At 62.3% G+C, this 18900-nt stretch carries 16 protein-coding genes; 11 read left to right on the forward strand and 5 right to left on the reverse strand.

All coding sequences use genetic code 11. The annotated features are described in order from the left end of the window. Positions 1 to 79: 79 nt before the first annotated feature. The 5 genes from ACU5AY_RS05220 to ACU5AY_RS05240 all read left to right on the forward strand — a co-directional run bounded on the left by ACU5AY_RS05220 (position 80) and on the right by ACU5AY_RS05240 (position 6242). The gene (locus ACU5AY_RS05220) at positions 80 to 1126 is read left to right on the forward strand and encodes a TRAP transporter substrate-binding protein (protein ID WP_446823699.1); all 1047 of its coding nucleotides are present in this window, start codon (positions 80 to 82) and stop codon (positions 1124 to 1126) included. 89 nt (positions 1127 to 1215) lie between these two features. Then, positions 1216 to 2583, forward strand: coding sequence for a glutamine synthetase family protein (locus tag ACU5AY_RS05225; RefSeq protein ID WP_446823700.1), 1368 nt, complete (start codon positions 1216 to 1218; stop codon positions 2581 to 2583). A gap of 48 nt (positions 2584 to 2631) precedes the next feature. Next, a complete protein-coding gene (locus ACU5AY_RS05230; protein ID WP_446828274.1) occupies positions 2632 to 4011 on the forward strand; it encodes an aldehyde dehydrogenase family protein in 1380 nt (459 codons plus the stop codon). Positions 4012 to 4016: 5 nt separating this feature from the next. Further along, positions 4017 to 5162: an iron-containing alcohol dehydrogenase gene (locus ACU5AY_RS05235; RefSeq protein WP_446823702.1), complete on the forward strand. Its 1146-nt coding sequence runs from the start codon at positions 4017 to 4019 to the stop codon at positions 5160 to 5162. A 333-nt stretch (positions 5163 to 5495) separates the two neighbouring features. Next, the gene (locus ACU5AY_RS05240; RefSeq protein WP_446828275.1) at positions 5496 to 6242 is read left to right on the forward strand and encodes an AAA family ATPase; all 747 of its coding nucleotides are present in this window, start codon (positions 5496 to 5498) and stop codon (positions 6240 to 6242) included. 80 nt (positions 6243 to 6322) lie between these two features. On the opposite strand, the gene ACU5AY_RS05245 is transcribed toward ACU5AY_RS05240, so the two are convergent. Beyond that, on the reverse strand, positions 6323 to 7687 hold the full coding sequence (locus ACU5AY_RS05245; RefSeq protein WP_446828946.1) for a L,D-transpeptidase family protein: 1365 nt from the start codon (positions 7685 to 7687) through the stop codon (positions 6323 to 6325). Between the two features lie 184 nt (positions 7688 to 7871). On the opposite strand from ACU5AY_RS05245, the gene ACU5AY_RS05250 reads away from it, so the two are divergent. From ACU5AY_RS05250 to ACU5AY_RS05260, 3 genes are all read left to right on the forward strand, one after another. Then, the gene (locus ACU5AY_RS05250; RefSeq protein WP_446828276.1) at positions 7872 to 8717 is read left to right on the forward strand and encodes a DUF4432 family protein; all 846 of its coding nucleotides are present in this window, start codon (positions 7872 to 7874) and stop codon (positions 8715 to 8717) included. A gap of 69 nt (positions 8718 to 8786) precedes the next feature. Further along, entirely contained in the window at positions 8787 to 9125 is a 339-nt protein-coding gene (locus ACU5AY_RS05255) for a TIGR01244 family sulfur transferase (protein ID WP_446823705.1), read from the forward strand. Positions 9126 to 9206: 81 nt separating this feature from the next. Beyond that, complete coding sequence (locus tag ACU5AY_RS05260; RefSeq protein ID WP_446823706.1) at positions 9207 to 9548, forward strand: RidA family protein; 342 nt, start codon at positions 9207 to 9209, stop codon at positions 9546 to 9548. A 133-nt stretch (positions 9549 to 9681) separates the two neighbouring features. Here ACU5AY_RS05260 and ACU5AY_RS05265 read toward each other — a convergent pair whose 3' ends face one another. From ACU5AY_RS05265 to ACU5AY_RS05280, 4 genes are all read right to left on the reverse strand, one after another. Further along, on the reverse strand, positions 9682 to 11340 hold the full coding sequence (locus ACU5AY_RS05265) for a thiamine pyrophosphate-binding protein (RefSeq protein WP_446828277.1): 1659 nt from the start codon (positions 11338 to 11340) through the stop codon (positions 9682 to 9684). 60 nt (positions 11341 to 11400) lie between these two features. Beyond that, entirely contained in the window at positions 11401 to 12390 is a 990-nt protein-coding gene (locus ACU5AY_RS05270) for a thiamine pyrophosphate-binding protein (RefSeq protein WP_446828278.1), read from the reverse strand. Between the two features lie 60 nt (positions 12391 to 12450). Further along, on the reverse strand, positions 12451 to 13404 hold the full coding sequence (locus ACU5AY_RS05275) for a DMT family transporter (RefSeq protein ID WP_446828279.1): 954 nt from the start codon (positions 13402 to 13404) through the stop codon (positions 12451 to 12453). Positions 13405 to 13500: 96 nt separating this feature from the next. Continuing rightward, complete coding sequence (locus tag ACU5AY_RS05280) at positions 13501 to 14448, reverse strand: alpha/beta fold hydrolase (protein WP_446828280.1); 948 nt, start codon at positions 14446 to 14448, stop codon at positions 13501 to 13503. A 252-nt stretch (positions 14449 to 14700) separates the two neighbouring features. On the opposite strand from ACU5AY_RS05280, the gene ettA reads away from it, so the two are divergent. From ettA to metF, 3 genes are all read left to right on the forward strand, one after another. After that, on the forward strand, positions 14701 to 16350 hold the full coding sequence (ettA, locus tag ACU5AY_RS05285; protein ID WP_446828281.1) for an energy-dependent translational throttle protein EttA: 1650 nt from the start codon (positions 14701 to 14703) through the stop codon (positions 16348 to 16350). 156 nt (positions 16351 to 16506) lie between these two features. After that, the gene (locus ACU5AY_RS05290; protein ID WP_446823711.1) at positions 16507 to 17514 is read left to right on the forward strand and encodes an ArsR/SmtB family transcription factor; all 1008 of its coding nucleotides are present in this window, start codon (positions 16507 to 16509) and stop codon (positions 17512 to 17514) included. Between the two features lie 3 nt (positions 17515 to 17517). Then, positions 17518 to 18426 (forward strand): methylenetetrahydrofolate reductase [NAD(P)H], encoded by a 909-nt coding sequence (gene metF / locus ACU5AY_RS05295; RefSeq protein ID WP_446828282.1) that lies wholly within the window; start codon positions 17518 to 17520, stop codon positions 18424 to 18426. Positions 18427 to 18900: the final 474 nt, after the last annotated feature.

The following is an 18900-nucleotide window of genomic DNA, read 5'->3' on the forward strand; positions in this document are numbered from 1 at the left end:
GGGGCCGGAATGTGAGACCGGTGGCGGGGGATTTCGCCGCCGATAAGACAAACCAGAGAAACAATAGAGGGATACCAACATGAAAAGCAGACGCGAATTCCTGAAAAAGGCCGGGGTTGCCGTTGCCGCCGCCGGTCCTGCTACGCTTGCCGCTCCCTATGTGAAGGCGCAGGCGCCGATCAAGTGGCGTCTCCAGACCTATGCCGGCGCGGCGCTCGCCGAAGAAGTGGTCAAGCCCTGCGTCGAGAAGTTCAACAAGGTCGCCAATGGCGAAATGGAAATCGAGCTCTATACGGCCGACCAGCTTGTGCCGACGGGCGAGCTTTTCCGCGCCATGCAGCAGGGCACGATCGACGCCGTCCAGTCCGACGACGACTCGATGAACTCGCCGGTCGACATCAAGGTGTTCGGCGGCTATTTCCCGTTCGCCTCGAAGTTCGCACTCGACGTGCCGACGCTGTTCTACAAGTATGGTCTGGCCGAGATCTGGGACGAGGCCTATGCCGAAGTCGGCGTGAAGTGGCTGTCCGCCGGCGCCTGGGACCCGTGCAACTTCTCGACCAACAAGCCGATCAAGTCGCTGGCCGACCTGAAGGGCCTGCGCGTGTTCACATTCCCGACGGCCGGCAAGTTCCTGGAACAGTTCGGCGTCATTCCGGTGACGATCCCCTACGAAGACACGCCGGTTGCCATGCAGACCGGTGAAATCGACGCGGTTGCGTGGTCCGGGATCACCGAAGTGCATACCGTCGGCTGGGAGGACACGGTGAAGTACTTCCTGACCAACAACATCTCCGGCGGCTGGTGCGGATCGTTCTTCGCCAATGCCGACCGCTGGAAGGAAGTGCCGGAGCACCTGAAAACTCTGTGGGGCGTCTGCATGGACTCCTCGCATTACCACCGCCTGCACTGGTACTGGGGGGGCGAGGCAGCGCTTCGCGCCGGCGGCTCGCCGCTGGAGCTCACCAGCATTCCGGCGGAAGAGTGGAAGACGGTCGAAGACAAGGCCATGGAGTTTTGGGACGAGATCGCCACCCAGAGCGAACGCAACGCCAAGGTCGTCAAGATCCTCAAGGATTATCAGGCGGTCATGGCCAAGGCAGGCTCGCCTTACCGCGAAGGCTGATTGCGTCTATATAGGAAATCGCGGTCCGGGGCGCCTGAGCTCCGGGCCGTTTGCAGTTGATGGATGAAACGCTCGAGGCAGGAACTCAGATGACCGCCACCTACACGTTCGATGAATTGAAGAAGGATGTCGCCGAAGGGCGCATCGACACCGTCCTTTCCGTACAGGTGGACATGCAGGGTCGTCTGATGGGCAAGCGCTTCCACGCTGAGCACTTCATCAACAGCGCCTATGAGGAAACCCATTGCTGCAACTACCTGCTGGCAACCGACATCGAGATGGAAACGGTCCCGGGCTACACCTCGGCCAGCTGGTCGGCCGGCTACGGCGACTACACGGTCAAGCCGGACCTCTCGACGCTCCGCAAGATCCCGTGGCTCGAAGGCACGGCGATGGTGTTGTCCGATTTCTACGATCACCACACCCATGCGGAAGTGCCGCTGTCGCCGCGCTCGATCCTGAAGAAGCAGATCAAGAGGCTCGAAGCAATGGGCATGAAGGCCTTCATGGCGACCGAGCTGGAATGCTTCCTGTTCGACGAGAGCTATGAGAGCGCCAATGCCGCCGGCTACCGCAACCTGAAGCTTTCGAGCGCCTATAACGAGGACTACCATATCCTCCAGACGACCAAGATCGAGAATGTCATGCGGGCGATCCGCAACGGCCTCTACGGTGCCGGCATTCCGGTCGAAAACACCAAGGGCGAGGCGTCCGCCGGCCAGGAAGAAATCAACGTCCGCTACGCCGAGGCGATGCTGGCTGCCGACAATCATTCGATCGCCAAGCACGGCGCCAAGGAAATCGCCTGGCAGAAGGGCAAGGCGATCACCTTCCTTGCCAAGTGGCATGCCCAGGCCGCCGGCAACTCGTCGCATGTCCACCAGTCGCTGTGGAGCCTCGATGGCAAGCCGCTGTTCTACGATCCGGCGCGCGAATCCGGCATGTCTGAGCTGATGGAGCACTATATCGCCGGCCTGCTCGCGCATGCCGAGGAGATGACCTATTTCCTCGCGCCCTACATCAATTCCTACAAGCGCTTCATCGCCGGTACGTTCGCCCCGACGAAGATCGTCTGGTCGAAGGACAACCGCACGGCCGGCTTCCGCCTGTGTGGCGAAGACACCAAGGGTGTGCGGGTGGAATGCCGCATTGGCGGCGCCGACCTCAATCCCTATCTTGCGTTTGCGGCGTTGCTTGCCGCCGGCATCGACGGCATCGAGAAGAAGATGAAGCTCGAAGCGCCCTATACCGGCGACGCCTATGGCGCGGCCAATGTCCGCGAGGTGCCGAAGACGCTCCGCCAGGCAATCGAGACCCTGAAGGGATCCAAGATGCTGCGCGAGGCGCTCGGCAGCGACGTCATCGACCATTACGTCCGGGCGGCGGAATGGGAGCAGGAAGAATTCGACCGCCGCGTCACCGACTGGGAAGTCGCGCGCGGCTTCGAGAGAGCCTAACGAAAGAAACGGGTTCGCAGCAGAACCCAGCAAAAGGTAGTGAAGATCATGACCATGATCCGATGCATTTCGCCGGTGAACGGCGAAGTATATGCCGAGCGTCCGGCTTTGGCGCTGGATGATGCCCGCGCGGCGGTGGCACGTGCGAAGAAGGCGCAGAAGGCATGGGCGGCCCGTCCGCTCGAAGACCGCGTTCAGCTTGTCTTGAAGGGCGTCGCCCGTCTGAACGAGATGGCCGACGAGGTCGTCACCGAGCTTGCCTGGCAGATGGGCCGGCCGGTGCGTTACGGCGGCGAGTTCAGGGGCTTCAACGAGCGCTCCAACTACGTCGCCGAGATCGCCGCGTCGTCTCTGGCGCCGCTGGTCATCGAAGACAGCGCCTCCTTCGAGCGCCGCATCGAGCGCGAGCCGCATGGCGTCGTCTTCGTCATCGCGCCGTGGAACTATCCCTACATGACCGCGATCAACACGGTCGCTCCGGCGCTGATGGCCGGCAACACCGTCATCCTCAAGCATGCCAGCCAGACGATCCTCGTCGGCGAGCGCATGGTGCGCGCCTTCAACGAGGCCGGCGTGCCGGAAGACGTTTTCCAGAACATCTTCCTCGACCATGACACGACCTCGGCGCTGATCGGCGAGAAGAGCTTCGGCTTCGTCAACTTCACCGGTTCCGTCGAAGGCGGCCGTTCGATCGAACGTGCTGCGGCCGGCACCTTCACGAATGTCGGTCTCGAGCTTGGCGGCAAGGATCCGGGCTACGTCATGGAAGACGCCGATCTCGATGCGGCCGTCGATACGCTGATGGATGGCGCAATGTTCAATTCCGGGCAGTGCTGCTGCGGCATCGAGCGCATCTATGTGAATGAGAACCTCTACGACGCCTTTGTCGAAAAGGCCGTCGCCTTTGCCTCGTCCTACAAGCTCGGCAATCCGCTGGAGCAGGAAACCACGCTCGGCCCGATGGCGCACAAGCGCTTTGCCGCGACCGTCCGCGACCAGGTATCGAAGGCCGTTGCGAAGGGCGCCAAGGCACTGGTCGATCCGAAACTGTTCCCGCAAGATGACGGTGGCGGCTATCTCGCGCCGCAGGTGCTCGTCGATGTCGACCACACGATGGACGTGATGACCGAGGAAAGCTTCGGTCCTGTCGTCGGCATCATGAAGGTCAAGAACGACGCGGAAGCGCTCGAACTGATGAACGACTGCAAATACGGCCTCACGGCATCGCTGTGGACCAAGGACGCGGAGCGCGCCGCCCGCATCGGCCGCGAGATCGAGACCGGGACCGTGTTCATGAACCGCGCCGACTACCTCGACCCCGCACTCTGCTGGACCGGCTGCAAGGAAACCGGCAAGGGCGGCTCGCTCTCCGTCATCGGCTTCCACAACCTGACCCGCCCGAAATCCTATCATCTCAAGAAGGCATGACTGACATGACCATTACCGCCAACTGGAGCTACCCGACCGCGATCAAGTTCGGGGCAGGGCGCATCAAGGAACTCGCCGATCATTGCAAGGCGACCGGCATCAAGAAGCCGCTGCTGGTCACCGACCGCGGCCTTGCCAGCCTGCCGATCACGGCGCAGGCGCTCGACATTCTCGACGCCGGCGGCCTTGGCCGGGCGATCTTCGCAGACGTTGATCCGAACCCGAACGACAAGAACCTCGACGCCGGCGTGAAAGCCTTCAAGGACGGCGGCCATGACGGCGTCATCGCCTTTGGCGGCGGCTCGGGCCTCGACCTCGGCAAGTGCGTCGCCTTCATGGTCGGCCAGAGCCGTCCGGTCTGGGATTTCGAGGACGTCGGCGACTGGTGGACGCGCGCCAACTCCGACGGCATCGCGCCGATCATCGCCGTGCCGACGACCGCCGGCACCGGCTCGGAAGTCGGCCGCGCATCGGTCATCACCAATTCGGCGACGCATACGAAGAAGGTGATCTTCCACCCGAAGTTCCTGCCGTCGATCACGATCTGCGATCCGGAACTGACCGTCGGCATGCCGAAGGTGATCACCGCCGGCACCGGCATGGACGCGTTTGCCCATTGCCTGGAAGCCTATTCCTCGCCCTTCTACCATCCGATGAGCCAGGGCATCGCGCTCGAGGGCATGCGCCTCGTCAAGGAATACCTGCCGCGCGCCTATGCCGACGGCACGGATATCGAGGCGCGCGCGCACATGATGTCGGCCGCCGCCATGGGCGCCGTCGCCTTCCAGAAGGGGCTCGGCGCCATCCACTCGCTGTCGCATCCGGTCGGCGCGATCTACAACACCCATCACGGCATGACGAATGCCGTCGTGATGCCGCCGGTGCTGCGCTTCAACCGTCCGGCAATCGAGGACAAGATTGCCGCAGCGGCCGCCTATCTCGGCATTTCCGGCGGCTTCAACGGCTTCTACGACTACGTGCTGCAGCTTCGCGAAGAACTCGGCGTGCCGGATCGCCTGTCGGCGCTCGGCGTCGACACCAGCCGCATCGACGAGATGTCGGAAATGGCGATCGTCGACCCGACGGCCGGCGGCAACCCGGTCGAACTGACGCTGGATGCGGCCAAGAAGCTTTTCGCCGAGTGCATCTGACGCTCTGACATGTGCAAGCCGGGCGCGTCGCAACCAGCCGCGCCCGGCTTTTTGCTGTCATGTACGGAGACGGAACTTGCCGCGAGGGACGCGTGGAAACCCTGAGAAACAACGGATTTCAACCCTGTCTTCATTTCAGGGGGCGCTAATAAGAAATTTTTTCCGGATTTTCCGATGGTTATCCCTCATTTCTCATGAGTGCAAAGGCAGCGCCTCGGGTTAACGCCTCGTTAACCATACTCCGCAACAGTTGATTAACCTCGCACCATGTCCTTCGGTGCACGTGCAAGAGGGCGAGATGGGGCTCGCGGTTCAGCAGGCGGAGAATTCAGAATGCAAGTGATTACCCTCGCAAACGCAAAAGGCGGTGCCGGCAAGACCACCGCTTCCCTTCTTCTTTCGACCGAACTGGCACGGGCAGGGCACAAGGTCGTCGTCCTCGACGCCGACCCGCAGCGCTGGATCTCGTCGTGGCACGAGGCGGGCGGCGTCATCGCCAATCTCTCGGTCATTTCCGAAGTCAGCACGGCCTCGCTTCCCTGTCATATCCAGGATGCCCGGATGGCGGGCGTCGACTACTTCATCATCGATCTGGCCGGTGCGCGTGACGCGCTGGTGACGACCGCCCTCGGCGTTTCCAACCATGTGCTGATCCCCGTCCAGGGCTGTGCCATGGATGCGCGCGGCGCGGCGCAGATCCTCGATCTTCTGAAGCTCCTGCGCGAGAAGGCCAATATTCACATTCCACATTCGGTGGTGCTGACGCGGGTCACGTCGATGGTGACGACGCGGGCGCTCGCCGCGATCAAGGAACTGCTGTCGGCCCGGGGCGTCAACGTGCTCGACACGTCGATTGCCGAACGCACCGCCTTCCGCGAGGTGTTCGATTGCGGCGGCACGCTCTACACGATGGATGCCGCCAAGGTTAGCAATCTCGACAAGGCACAGGAAAACGCCAGGGCCTTCGCGCGGGAAGTTCTCACGCTCCTGCCGGCCGAAGTCCGGGCACGTCCTTCGACGCGCGCCGCCGTCACGGCAAATCGAAGCCGTTTCGGCTTCTGGAACAAATCAGCGGCCTGATCTCCTCCCAAGCTCGGCCGAAATGAAAACCGCCCGGTCGATGACCGGGCGGTTTTCATGTCTTCAGGCGTTGATGGCGATCAGTCGACGAATTCGACGGTGACGCCGGGCTTGACCATCTTGGCGAGTTCGTTGGCGTCCCAGTTGGTCAGGCGCACGCAGCCGTGGCTCGCCGTCTTGCCGATCTGCGACGGCTCGGGCGTGCCGTGAATGCCGTAGGTCGGCTTCGAGAGTGCGATCCACACATTGCCGACGGGGCCGTTCGGGCCCGGATTGATCTGCAGGATCTGGTTGTTCTCGCCCTGCTTGAAGTTGATCTTGGGATTGTAGGTGTAGCCCGGGTTCAGCGCGACGCGCTCTACCGTCACGGTGCCGGACGGCGAGGGCGTGTCGGAGGAGCCGATCGTGGCCGGATAGGCGGCGATCAGACCGCCATCCTCGCCATAGGCGAGAACCTGTTTCTTCGCCTTGTCTGCGAGAATGCGGGTGACGGTGCCCTTCTTCGGGTTGCCCGGATTGACCACCTTGATGATGGTGCCGGGAATGGAGAAGTCGACGCCCGGATTGAGTTCCTTCAGGTAGTCCTCATCCATGTGGAACCTCTCGGCCAGCATTTCCGAGGTCGAGGTAAAGGACATCGCCGGCAGCTTGGCCTTCTGGCTGTAGTCGCTCGGGATTTCGGCGACGTAGGGGCCGGCGGCATCGGCGGCGGTGATCGTATAGTTGACGATCGGCAGGCCGCCGGAGAGCCGGAGGTTCTGCATCACCGTCTCGTCGTCATTCAGGTCGTTGATGTTCAGCTTCTCACCGGTGGTCTGCTCATAGGCGGCGACGGCCTTCTGGACGTTGGAACCCATGCGTCCGTCGATGACGCCCGGCGAAAAGCCCTCGCGGTCGAGGAAAACCTGGAGGGCCACCACTTCCGGCTTCGAACGCTTGCTCAGCGTCAGGTTCGGATCGTCGCGCTGCAAGGCCGGCTCGACAGACTTCGGCGGCGTGTAGGGCTTGGGCAGCGTGTTGGCGTATTGAGGAACATCGTTGTTCGACTGATCGGCCTGCTGATCCGGCTCGGGCGCATCCGGATAGGTGGGCGCCAGCGGTTCGCGGTCGACCGTGCCCTGATTGGGCACCGTGCCGGTGATGATCTCCTGCTGGCCGTAGGAATCGGAGGGGGTCTCGCGAACGGTGACGCGCGAGTTGCGACGGCCCTGTTCCTCGAGCCAGCTATAATACTGGTCGGCCGGTACCTCTGTTGCGATGAGCACGCCATAGCGGTCGATCAGGACGCGGCGGCCATAGGTGTCGAAGCGCGTCGTCACTTCGCCTTCTTCGGGCATGTAGTCGAGAATATCGCCCTGGGGGGTGACGAGCACGACCTGGCTGCCGCCGCCACGCCAGAGGTCGCGGGCATCCGCGGTCGCGGTTCCGGCCAGGGTTCCGATCAGCAACAAGGCAGGCAGAAATGTTTTGGCGTTTTTGATCACTGCAGCAGCACCATTCTTTCAAAGACTATTTTCTGTAGCGCCCGAATTTGGCCCGAATATGGATTTTCGTTTCCCGAAGGCAAGGATAAGCCCTAAGAATCCAACGGCAAACGGGAATCGCCTTCCCTAACGGACAGGATAACCGATGATTGAATTTCATGTAGGCCGGGGCCCACACCTTTTTCTTGACGAATCCTCCGCGCTGGATGTGCAGGGATGCGTGGTCGGCGGCGTCGATATCGCGCCCGGCAAAGCCGTTCCGGACGATGGTGACGCGCGTATTCTCCACTCGGTCGGCGGGTTTCTCTTCACCTGCGGTCCGGATCATATCCGTCATCCGGAGCCGATCGAGGGGCGGACGGACGGCAAGAGGTTTCCTTTGCATGGTTCGCTTGCCGGCAGTCCCGCGGTGGTGATTTCCAATGAGCAGTCCAGCAATCATGCCGAAATCAGCGCCAGTGTCGTCGTCGATCTCGCCCAGGGCGGAACCGCCCGGCTTGAGCGTCGGTGGATGATGGACGGCGTCACCGGCAAGACTACGCTCAGCGACCGGGTGGTCAATGCCGGCGATACGCCGTTTCCGCCGGTCTTCATGTATCATATGAATATCGGCGCGCATCTGTTCGACGATCGCACGCGGCTGGACGGTGCCATGTTCGAAAGCGGTTCCATCGGCTGGAAATTCGGCGATACGGACATGAAGGTCTTCTGCGTGCCCGCGACCGCCAAGGCCGGGGATGACGAAGCAGCCGTCGCGCTCGGACCGATCGCCGGAATTGCCGGGCGTACGCTGAAGGTTGCTTTCTCCGTCGCGACGCTCCCGCATCTGCAGATGTGGCGCAACCAGGAGCCTCCGGCGCATGTGCTCGGCATCGAGCCGGTCTCGCATCGCTGGGTCTCGCGCGCCGATCTTGCGGCAGCCGGCGAACTCGATCTCCTGCAGCCCGGCGAGAGCAGGGACTATTCGATCAGCTTCGTATTCGAAGATTGATGCGGGGAAGATTGACGCGAGCGGGCGCTTGCGCGTAGACAAACGCCAAACGAAATCGAGGAGAGGCGCATGGATATCCGCGAAGTCAACGGTGAATACTCGGTGAGCGGCCAGATCACGGTCGAGGAACTGGACGCCATCAAGGACATGGGCTTCAAGTCGATCGTCTGCCACCGGCCGGACCATGAAGACGGCGGTCAGCCGACGTTTGCCGATATCTCCGCCCGTGCGGCCGAACTCGGCATCGAGACCCGGCATATTCCAGTCGGGCCGATGGGTGTGACCGCAGAGGCGGTCGAAGGCATGGTCGACGCGCTCGACGAACTGCCGCGGCCGATGCTCGGCTATTGCCGGTCCGGCGCGCGCTCGACCCGCATCTACGAGCAGACCGTCCATATGCGCGGATAATATCCCGCCCATCTGTTTTTTCGGGGCAGTGCAGGCGCTGCCCCGCTTCCATTTGCACATCCATTTATCAAGGAGACCATGATGAGCATCAAGCGTATCGAAGCCGGCGCCCGTATGAGCCAGGCCGTCATTCACGGCAACACCGTTTACCTCGCAGGCCAGGTCGGCGAAGGCGAGACCGTTGCCGAGCAGTCCAAGGACGCACTGGCGGAAGTCGATCGCCTGCTGGCGGCTGCCGGCACCGACAAGTCGAAGATCCTGCAGACGATCATCTACCTCTCCGACATGTCGACGTTCGCTGAAATGAACGCAGCCTGGGAAGCCTGGGTCGATCCGGCCAACACGCCGGCCCGCGCGACCAGCCAGGGCGCGCTTGCCGCGCCGAAGTACAAGGTCGAATTCATCGTGACGGCGGCGCTGTAAGCGCATCTGTCCCGCAGATCAGAGAAAAGCCCCGGTGCTGTCGCGCCGGGGCTTTTTGTTTGCGAGAGACTGATTCAGGTGCTTGCGAGATTGAGTCCGGAATTGCCTCCAAGCACCTGAAGGCGATTGATTTTTAGCGCTTTGACGAAGCCGAGATCTCGGACAGCGTCCGCGTCGGCGTGATCGCTTCCGGATCGAGCTTGATTTCGATGATCGCCGGCTTGCCGCTGGCTCGCGCACGTTCGAAGGCCGGTGCGAAGTCTGCCGTCGTCTCCACCGTTTCGCCGTGGCCGCCATAGGCGCGGGCGAGTGCGGCAAAATCCGGATTGACGAGATCCGTGCCGGAGACGCGGCCGGGATATTCCCGTTCCTGATGCATGCGGATCGTGCCGTAGGTGTTGTTGTTGATGACGAGGGTGATCAGCGGCAGGCCGTAGCGCACGGCGGTGACGAATTCCTGGCCATGCATCATGAAGCAGCCGTCGCCGGCAAAGCAGATGACTTCGCGCTCGGGAAACAGCGCCTTGGCAGCGACTGCCGCCGGCAGGCCGTAGCCCATGGAGCCGGAGCAGGGGGCTGCCTGCGTGTTGTATGCCCGGAAGCGGTGGAAGCGATGCAGCCAGGTGGCGTAGTTGCCGGCGCCGTTGGTGAAGATGGCATCGGCGGACGTGTTGTTCTCGATCCACTCCATGATCGGTCCCATCTGGACCGCCCCCGGGCCGGTCTTCGGCGGGGTCGACCAGGAGAGATAGGCGTCGTGCATGGCGCGGGTGCGCGCGGCAAAGCGCGCGCTGTCGGCAAGCTCGAGCCCGGTAAGGGCCGCGACGAAATCCGACGGCGCGGCGCAGATCGCCAGATCCGGCCGGTAGACGCGCCCGAGTTCCTCCGGATCGGGGAAGACGTGAACGAGCGTCTGCCTGGGGTAGGGGATGTCGATCAGCGTGTAGCTGGAGGACGGCATTTCCGACATGCGGGCGCCGATCAGGATCAGGAGGTCGGCCTCCTTGATCTCTTTTGCCAGCGCCGGATTGATGCCTATGCCGACATCGCCGGCATAGGACGGGCTCAGGTGATCGAACAGCATCTGGCGGCGGAAGGAGCAGCCGACGGGCAGGTTGCAGCGTTCGGCAAAGGCGCGGATGCCGGCGACCGCTTCCTCGTTCCAGCGCGTGCCGCCGAGGATGATCATCGGACGCTCCGCCTTCAGCAACCGGTTGCGGAGTTCGGCAATCTGGGACGGCCCCGGATGCGCGGGAACCGGCGTGCAGGCCTTTGCCGCAGGCGCTTCCACCTCGTCGCGCAGCATGTCTTCGGGCAGCGTCAGGACGACAGGGCCGGGGCGGCCGGATGTGGCGACCGCGAAGGCGCGGGTGACGAATTCGGGAATGCGCGCGGCGTCATCGATCTCGCCCACCCATTTGGCGAATTCGGTGAAGGCGCGGCGGAATTCGACTTCCTGGAAGGCCTCGCGCTCGCGTGCCTCTCGTTGGACCTGGCCGATGAAGAGGATCATCGGGACCGAATCCTGCATGGCGATGTGCAGGCCGGCGGAGGCGTTGGTGGCGCCGGGACCGCGGGTCACCAAGCAGATGCCCGGTTTGCCGGTCAGTCGCCCCCAGCAGTCCGCCATCATCGCCGCGCCGCCTTCCTGGCGGCAGACGATCATCTCGATTGCACTGTCGTGGAGCGCATCGAGAACGGCGAGGAAGCTTTCGCCCGGAACGCTGGCAATGCGCTCGACGCCATTGGCTTCGAGGGCTTCGACAATGAGCTGGCCGCCCGTCTTCTTCATGTGTTCATCTCTCTTTCAGTCAGTCTTGCGCCCTGATTGGGGAATGTCTCCGATTGCCGGTCAGGGCGGAACGGGTTTGGTTTCCGACACCACGCCGCGTTGCAGCTGGCGCTCGCGGAAGACGATGTAGAGGCCGGAGCCGATGATGATGGCGATGCCGAGCCATTTGACGGCATCCGGGAAATTGCCGAACACCAGCCAGCCGAACACCGTCGCCGAGACGATTTCGATATACTGCAACGGCGCCAGCACGGAGGCCGGCGCCAGTCGATAGGCACTGACGCTCAGGAATCCGGATACAGCGGCGACAACGCCGACGCCCAGCAACCAGAGCAGGGCCGTGCCGGTGGGCCAGGACGGTTCCAGCACGGCAATGCCGGCGGCATCGCCCGCCCACAACAGGAGTGCCGCCATCAGGACGCCCCAGATCGCCATCTGCAACTGCATCGACCAGGTGTCTTCATGCTGCGACACGGTGCGGGTGATCAGGCCGAAAATGGCGAAGCAGAATGCGGTGACGATCGGCAGCAGGGCGACATAGCCGACATCGGCAAAGCTCGGGCGAATGACGATGACGGCACCCAGGAAGCCGACGGCGCAGGCCGTGTAACGGCGCCAGCCGATCGTCTCGCCGAGGAAGATGCTGGCAAGCACCGTATCGATCTCGCCCACCCATTTGGCGAATTCGGTGAAGGCGCGGCGGAATTCGACTTCCTGGAAGGCCTCGCGCTCGCGTGCCTCTCGTTGGACCTGGCCGATGAAGAGGATCATCGGGACCGAATCCTGCATGGCGATGTGCAGGCCGGCGGAGGCGTTGGTGGCGCCGGGACCGCGGGTCACCAAGCAGATGCCCGGTTTGCCGGTCAGTCGCCCCCAGCAGTCCGCCATCATCGCCGCGCCGCCTTCCTGGCGGCAGACGATCATCTCGATTGCACTGTCGTGGAGCGCATCGAGAACGGCGAGGAAGCTTTCGCCCGGAACGCTGGCAATGCGCTCGACGCCATTGGCTTCGAGGGCTTCGACAATGAGCTGGCCGCCCGTCTTCTTCATGTGTTCATCTCTCTTTCAGTCAGTCTTGCGCCCTGATTGGGGAATGTCTCCGATTGCCGGTCAGGGCGGAACGGGTTTGGTTTCCGACACCACGCCGCGTTGCAGCTGGCGCTCGCGGAAGACGATGTAGAGGCCGGAGCCGATGATGATGGCGATGCCGAGCCATTTGACGGCATCCGGGAAATTGCCGAACACCAGCCAGCCGAACACCGTCGCCGAGACGATTTCGATATACTGCAACGGCGCCAGCACGGAGGCCGGCGCCAGTCGATAGGCACTGACGCTCAGGAATCCGGATACAGCGGCGACAACGCCGACGCCCAGCAACCAGAGCAGGGCCGTGCCGGTGGGCCAGGACGGTTCCAGCACGGCAATGCCGGCGGCATCGCCCGCCCACAACAGGAGTGCCGCCATCAGGACGCCCCAGATCGCCATCTGCAACTGCATCGACCAGGTGTCTTCATGCTGCGACACGGTGCGGGTGATCAGGCCGAAAATGGCGAAGCAGAATGCGGTGACGATCGGCAGCAGGGCGACATAGCCGACATCGGCAAAGCTCGGGCGAATGACGATGACGGCACCCAGGAAGCCGACGGCGCAGGCCGTGTAACGGCGCCAGCCGATCGTCTCGCCGAGGAAGATGCTGGCAAGCACCGTGAGGATGATCGGCAAGACGAAGAAGATCGCGACCGCATCGGCGACTGCCATCTCGGCCAATGTGGTGACGAAGCAGACCATGGCGATGACGATCATAGCGGCTCGGACCGCGTGGATCAGGCTGCGGCGGAAGGAGAAGCGCCGCCAGCTGCCGTTGACGATCACGAGCGGCAGCATGAAAACGGCCTGGAAGACGAAACGCGCGAGCGTGATGACACCCGGAGAAACGCTGTCGGTGGCGAGTTTGGAAAAGATATCGATGCCCGGCGCCAGCAGCGTCGAAATCACCATCAGTCCCATGCCCTGCAGGATGGGAGATGTAACGGCCGGCACTTTCTCAGCGGATTGCGAACTCATGGTCTTCCTATAGCCTCGCGGCCCGGCAACGGCATGTGATTTTCTGTCATCGGTTCATGCTGTTTGCGCGGTTGGGGGTGATGGATCGAGAGGTTTCTAGGCTGCTGCGCCCGGGGTTCTTTTGCAAACGTTGACGCACCAGACGGCAAAGTCGGCAGCGGCCTTTTCGCGGCCGATGTCATTCAGCGTCTCGTGGCGCGCCTCCGAATTGATGATGGTGGTGACGTCGCGGTAGCCGAGACGTTTCAGGTGATCGGAAAGCCAGCGGATCGCCTTGCCCTTGTTGGTCGCCGGGTCCTCGCCACCGCCGACAAGGTAAATGGGGAAATCATTCGGGAGCCGGGAGAGCTGGTCCGGGCGCAGCGGTCGGGCGGAAAGCTCCATCACGTCGAGCCACATGGAAATGCTGGCATCGAAGCCGCAGAGCGGATCGGCGTCGTATTTGTCGACTTCCTCGGGGATGCGCGAAAGCCAGGCGGAGGCAGGATGATTGCCGGGAATGGACCGACCCCAGGCATCGAACGTCGCCTTCGGCATCACGAAGCTCGGCACGTCGGAGCCCATCAGCATGCGCTCTGTCTTGAGAACGCCAAGCGCCAGATAGCGACCCGCGCCGAGGTGGAAGTTGGAATTCCAGACGGTGACCGCCGAAAACTTCTCGGGATGCGCGACTGCCGTATTGAAGCTGATGAGCCCGCCCATGGAATGGCCGAAGAGGATGACAGGCAGGCCGGGGTGGCGTGCTGCGGCCAGGTCGCGCATGGCGATCACGTCCGCAATCACCTTGTCGACGCCATCCCTCACGGCAAAACGCCCGATCGGTGCATCCGGCGCCCGCGTCTCGCCGTGACCGCGATGATCATGGGCATAGACATGAAAGCCGCTATCGGAAAGCACGTCCGCAAACGATGCGTATCGCCCGGAATGCTCCGCCAGGCCATGGCAGATCAGCACCACGCCAAGGGGCGCTCCCGCCGCAGCCTTGTGGCGCCAGGCGATCCGGGCGCCGGACGGCGCATCAAGAAATTCGAGCTGGCTGAACATGTCTCCTCCGCCTCCTCAAGCCGACGCGAGCATTGGCGATTTTCGCGGACGGGGCAATGGGCTTGCATGATAATTCCTGCAACCCGATGGCCGGGACGGCGGCGCCGCCACAATGACGGATATTGGCTTGGAGCCCGGTATTCCGCCGAGGCAATTCCCGCCGGATCAACACTCGGCCATTGCCTGTGGACCCTAAATCGCCTACATGGGCGGCAGATTTCCCTGAATTTCAAATGGAGCGCGCGGACCAGCATGGCACGTCAGTTCATCTACCACATGGCCGGGCTCAACAAGTCCTACGGCAACAAGAAGATCCTCGAGAACATCCACCTGTCCTTCTATCCGGATGCGAAGATCGGTATCCTCGGCCCGAACGGCGCCGGCAAGTCGACGGTGCTGCGCATCATCGCGGGTCAGGACAAGGAATATACGGGCGAAGCCTGGCTGGCCGAGGGCGCGACCGTTGGCTACCTGGAGCAGGAACCGCGTCTCGATCCGGCGAAGACCGCCTTCGAAAACGTGATGGAAGGTGTGGCCGACAAGCAGGCCGTGCTCGACCGTTACAACGAGCTGATGATGAACTATTCCGACGAGACGGCGGAAGAGGGCGCCAAGCTGCAGGACATCATCGACAGCCAGAACCTCTGGGACCTGGAACAGCAGGTCGAAATGGCGATGGAAGCACTGCGCTGCCCGCCGAAGGATGCCGACGTCACGGTGCTGTCGGGTGGTGAACGCCGCCGCATCGCGCTCTGCCGGCTGCTCTTGTCGCAGCCGGATCTGCTGCTGCTCGACGAACCGACCAACCATCTCGACGCCGAGACGATTGCCTGGCTCGAAAAGCATCTGCGCGACTATCCGGGTGCCGTGATGATGATCACCCACGATCGCTACTTCCTCGACAACGTCACCGGCTGGATCCTCGAACTCGACCGCGGCCGTGGCATTCCTTACGAAGGCAACTACTCTGCCTACCTTCAGGCGAAGGCGAAGCGCATGCAGCAGGAAAACCGCGAAGAGGCCGGCCGCCAGAAGGCATTGTCACGGGAACAGGAATGGATTGCATCCAGCCCGAAGGCCCGTCAGGCCAAGTCCAAGGCGCGTATCAAGGCGTATGAGCAGCTGGTCGACGCGGCCGAGGGCATTCGCCCCGGCGATGCGCAGATCATCATCCCCGTCTCGGAACGTCTCGGCCAGGTGGTCATCGAGCTTGACGGCATCACCAAGGGTTTTGAAGGGCGCACGCTGATCAACGATCTGTCGATCAAGCTGCCGCCGGGCGGCATCGTTGGCATCATCGGTCCGAACGGCGCCGGCAAGTCCACGCTGTTCAAGATGATCACGGGTCAGGAAAAGCCCGATGCCGGTTCGATCCGCATCGGCGATACCGTCCATCTCGGTTATGTCGATCAGAGCCGCGACGCGCTGGATGGCTCCAAGACCGTATGGGAAGAGATTTCCGGCGGCGCCGAAGTGATCAAGCTCGGCAAGTTCGACATGAACTCCAGAGCCTATTGCGGCGCCTTCAACTTCAAGGGTGGTGACCAGCAGCAGAAGGTCGGCAATCTCTCCGGTGGTCAGCGCAACCGCGTGCATCTGGCCAAGATGCTGAAGTCCGGCGGCAATGTTCTGCTTCTCGACGAACCGACCAACGACCTTGACACGGAAACGCTCGGCGCACTTGAAACGGCACTAGAGAACTTTGCCGGCTGCGCCATCATCATCAGCCACGACCGCATGTTCCTCGACCGTCTGGCAACCCATATCCTCGCCTTTGAAGGTGACGGCCATGTCGAATGGTTCGAAGGCAACTTCGAAGACTACGAACAGGATAAGATCCGTCGTCTGGGGCCGGATGCGCTCAATCCGGGCAGCCAATCCTACAAGCGCCTGACGCGGTAAGTCGGTTTCGTCGGAAACATGAATTGTCGAGGGCTCCGGTACGCTGGGGCCCTTTTTCCATTCATTCGGGCTACCTTCTCAGCCAATTCCCCCTTGCACACCGATCTCAAATCACATAAAGATATCTTTATATCTTGATTGCGATGAGGGCGGCCGATGGCGCTGGGACTGGAACCTTTGGTGGAGACGCTGAAAGCGGCGGGGGAAACGACCCGGCTGCGGCTTCTGGCGCTTCTGTCCAAGGGCGACCTGACGGTTACCGATCTTACCGAAATTCTCGGTCAATCCCAACCGCGCATTTCCCGGCACCTGAAACTGCTGTCCGAAGCCGAACTCATCGAGCGCTATCAGGAAGGCGCCTGGGCCTATTTCCGCCTGCGCCAGGAAGGCGAAGCCGTCAGGCTCGCCTCGGCGCTATTGTCGGCGGTCAATGACGGCGATCCGGTGCTTGCACGCGACGGCGAGCGGCTCGGCGCGGTCAAGGCGCAGAGGGCGGAGCGGGCGCAATCCTATTTCAGCCGCCATGCCGGGGAATGGGATGAGATGCGCCGCCTGCAGGTCAACGAGGAAGAGATTGACCGGCAGCTGATCAAGATCATCGGCGCCAATCCGATCGATTCGCTGCTCGACCTCGGCACCGGCACCGGCCGCATCCTGACGCTTCTCAAAGACCGCTACCGTCGCGCGATCGGCATCGATGCCAGCCGCGAGATGCTGGCGGTCGCCCGCGCCAATCTCGACAAGGCCGGGATCACCCGCGCCTCCGTGCGCCACGGCGATATCCTCAACCTGCCGGTCGACGGCCAGGACTTCGATTTCGTCATCATCCACCAGGTGCTGCACTTCCTGCCGCAGCCGGAACTGGCGATCGCGGAAGCGGCGCGAATGCTTCGGCCCGGCGGACGCCTCGTGGTCATCGACCTGGCGCCGCACGGGCACGAATATCTTCGTGATGAGCATGCGCATCAGCGCCTCGGCTTTTCTCACCAGGTCATGAACGACTGGCTGAAGAAGGCGGGACTGAATGCCGAGCAGGCCATCGATATCCATCCGGGGGAGGGCGCCGATGCGGCGCTGACGGTCTCGATCTGGCTGGCGCGCGATCCGCGTCTTCTGATGGCCGGTGAGACCGACGCACTCCCCGAAATGTCCGGGAGTATTTGATCAATGGCGTTTCAGCCCCTTATCGCCACAGAACGGGAAAATGTCCGCTTCTCCTTCGAGTTCTTTCCGCCGAAGTCGGAAGAAATGGAAGGCCAGTTGTGGGAAACGGTCGACCAGCTTGCCCAGTGGGGCCCGGAGTTCGTCTCCGTGACCTATGGCGCCGGCGGCACCACCCAGGCGCCGACGCTTGCCACCGTGTCGCGCCTGATTGCCAAGACACCGCTTGCCACCGCCTCGCATCTGACCTGCGTCGGCGCGACGCGTGAAGAGGTGCATGCCGTCGTCGACCAGTTCCGGGCAGCCGGCGTTCGCCATTTCGTGGCGCTGCGCGGCGATCCGGCCGGCGGGATCGGTCATGCCTACAAGCCGCATCCGGGCGGCTATGCGAACGCCGCCGAGCTGGTGACCGGGCTGCGCGCGCTCGGCGATTTCGAGATCTCCGTCTCGGCCTATCCGGAGAAGCATCCGGAAAGCACCGACGCGGCCGCCGACATCGACATGCTGAAGCGCAAGGCCGACAACGGCGCCGACCGGGCGCTCACCCAGTTCTTCTTCGACAATGACCGCTTCTCGGCCTATCTCGACAAGGTGCGCGATGCCGGCGTGAAGATCCCGGTCGTGCCGGGCATCATGCCGATCCAGAACCTGACGCAGCTGAAGCGTTTCGCCTCCATGTGCGGCGCGACCGTTCCGGCGAGACTCGACGCGCGATTCGAAGGCCGCCACGACGATCCCGCCACAAGGCTTGAGGTCGCGGCCGATGTCGCAGCCGAACAGATCGCCGATCTCGTGCGCCGTGGCGTTACCGAGTTCCACATCTATTCGATGAACCGGGCGACGCTGTCCTCGATGGTGCTCGAACGACTCGGCTTCTCGCGCAAGAGCGAGCTGAAGTCCGGCGCCGCCGCCTGAGCGGCAAAAACCCGACCGCAGATATGAAGCAAGCGCATCCGGAGGTCATGGGATGCGCTTGCTATAAATTTCTAAGCAGAACTGATTTTTGTTAGGGTTCGTCTTTGCGACTGAATTTCAAGACTGCAATCTGATCAGATGAAGAGCATGCTTGCGATGAACACGAAGGCTGCACTGATCAGAAGGACGTTCAGAGAAGTTGTAAGTCCCATAGCTGTCTCCCTGAGTTGACAATCAGATGATAGGCAGAATTCCTTAAAATTGGAAAGCGGATTTTGTGCTGCGCTGCAAAAAGTCGCACCAACTTCCCCTTGGTTAGCCTATCTAACGCTCTGTTTTTCCTTCTGAAAATAATTCACAAGGTTTATGAGAATGGCTAACGTTTCGTGAATGGCGCGGACCGGTTGGTTTACGCCATTCCCGCCTTGGAGCAACAAGCCTGACCGACACAATACCCGCGTCATGATTTCGACA

It is taken from the genome of Rhizobium sp. PAMB 3174, assembly GCF_052908375.1.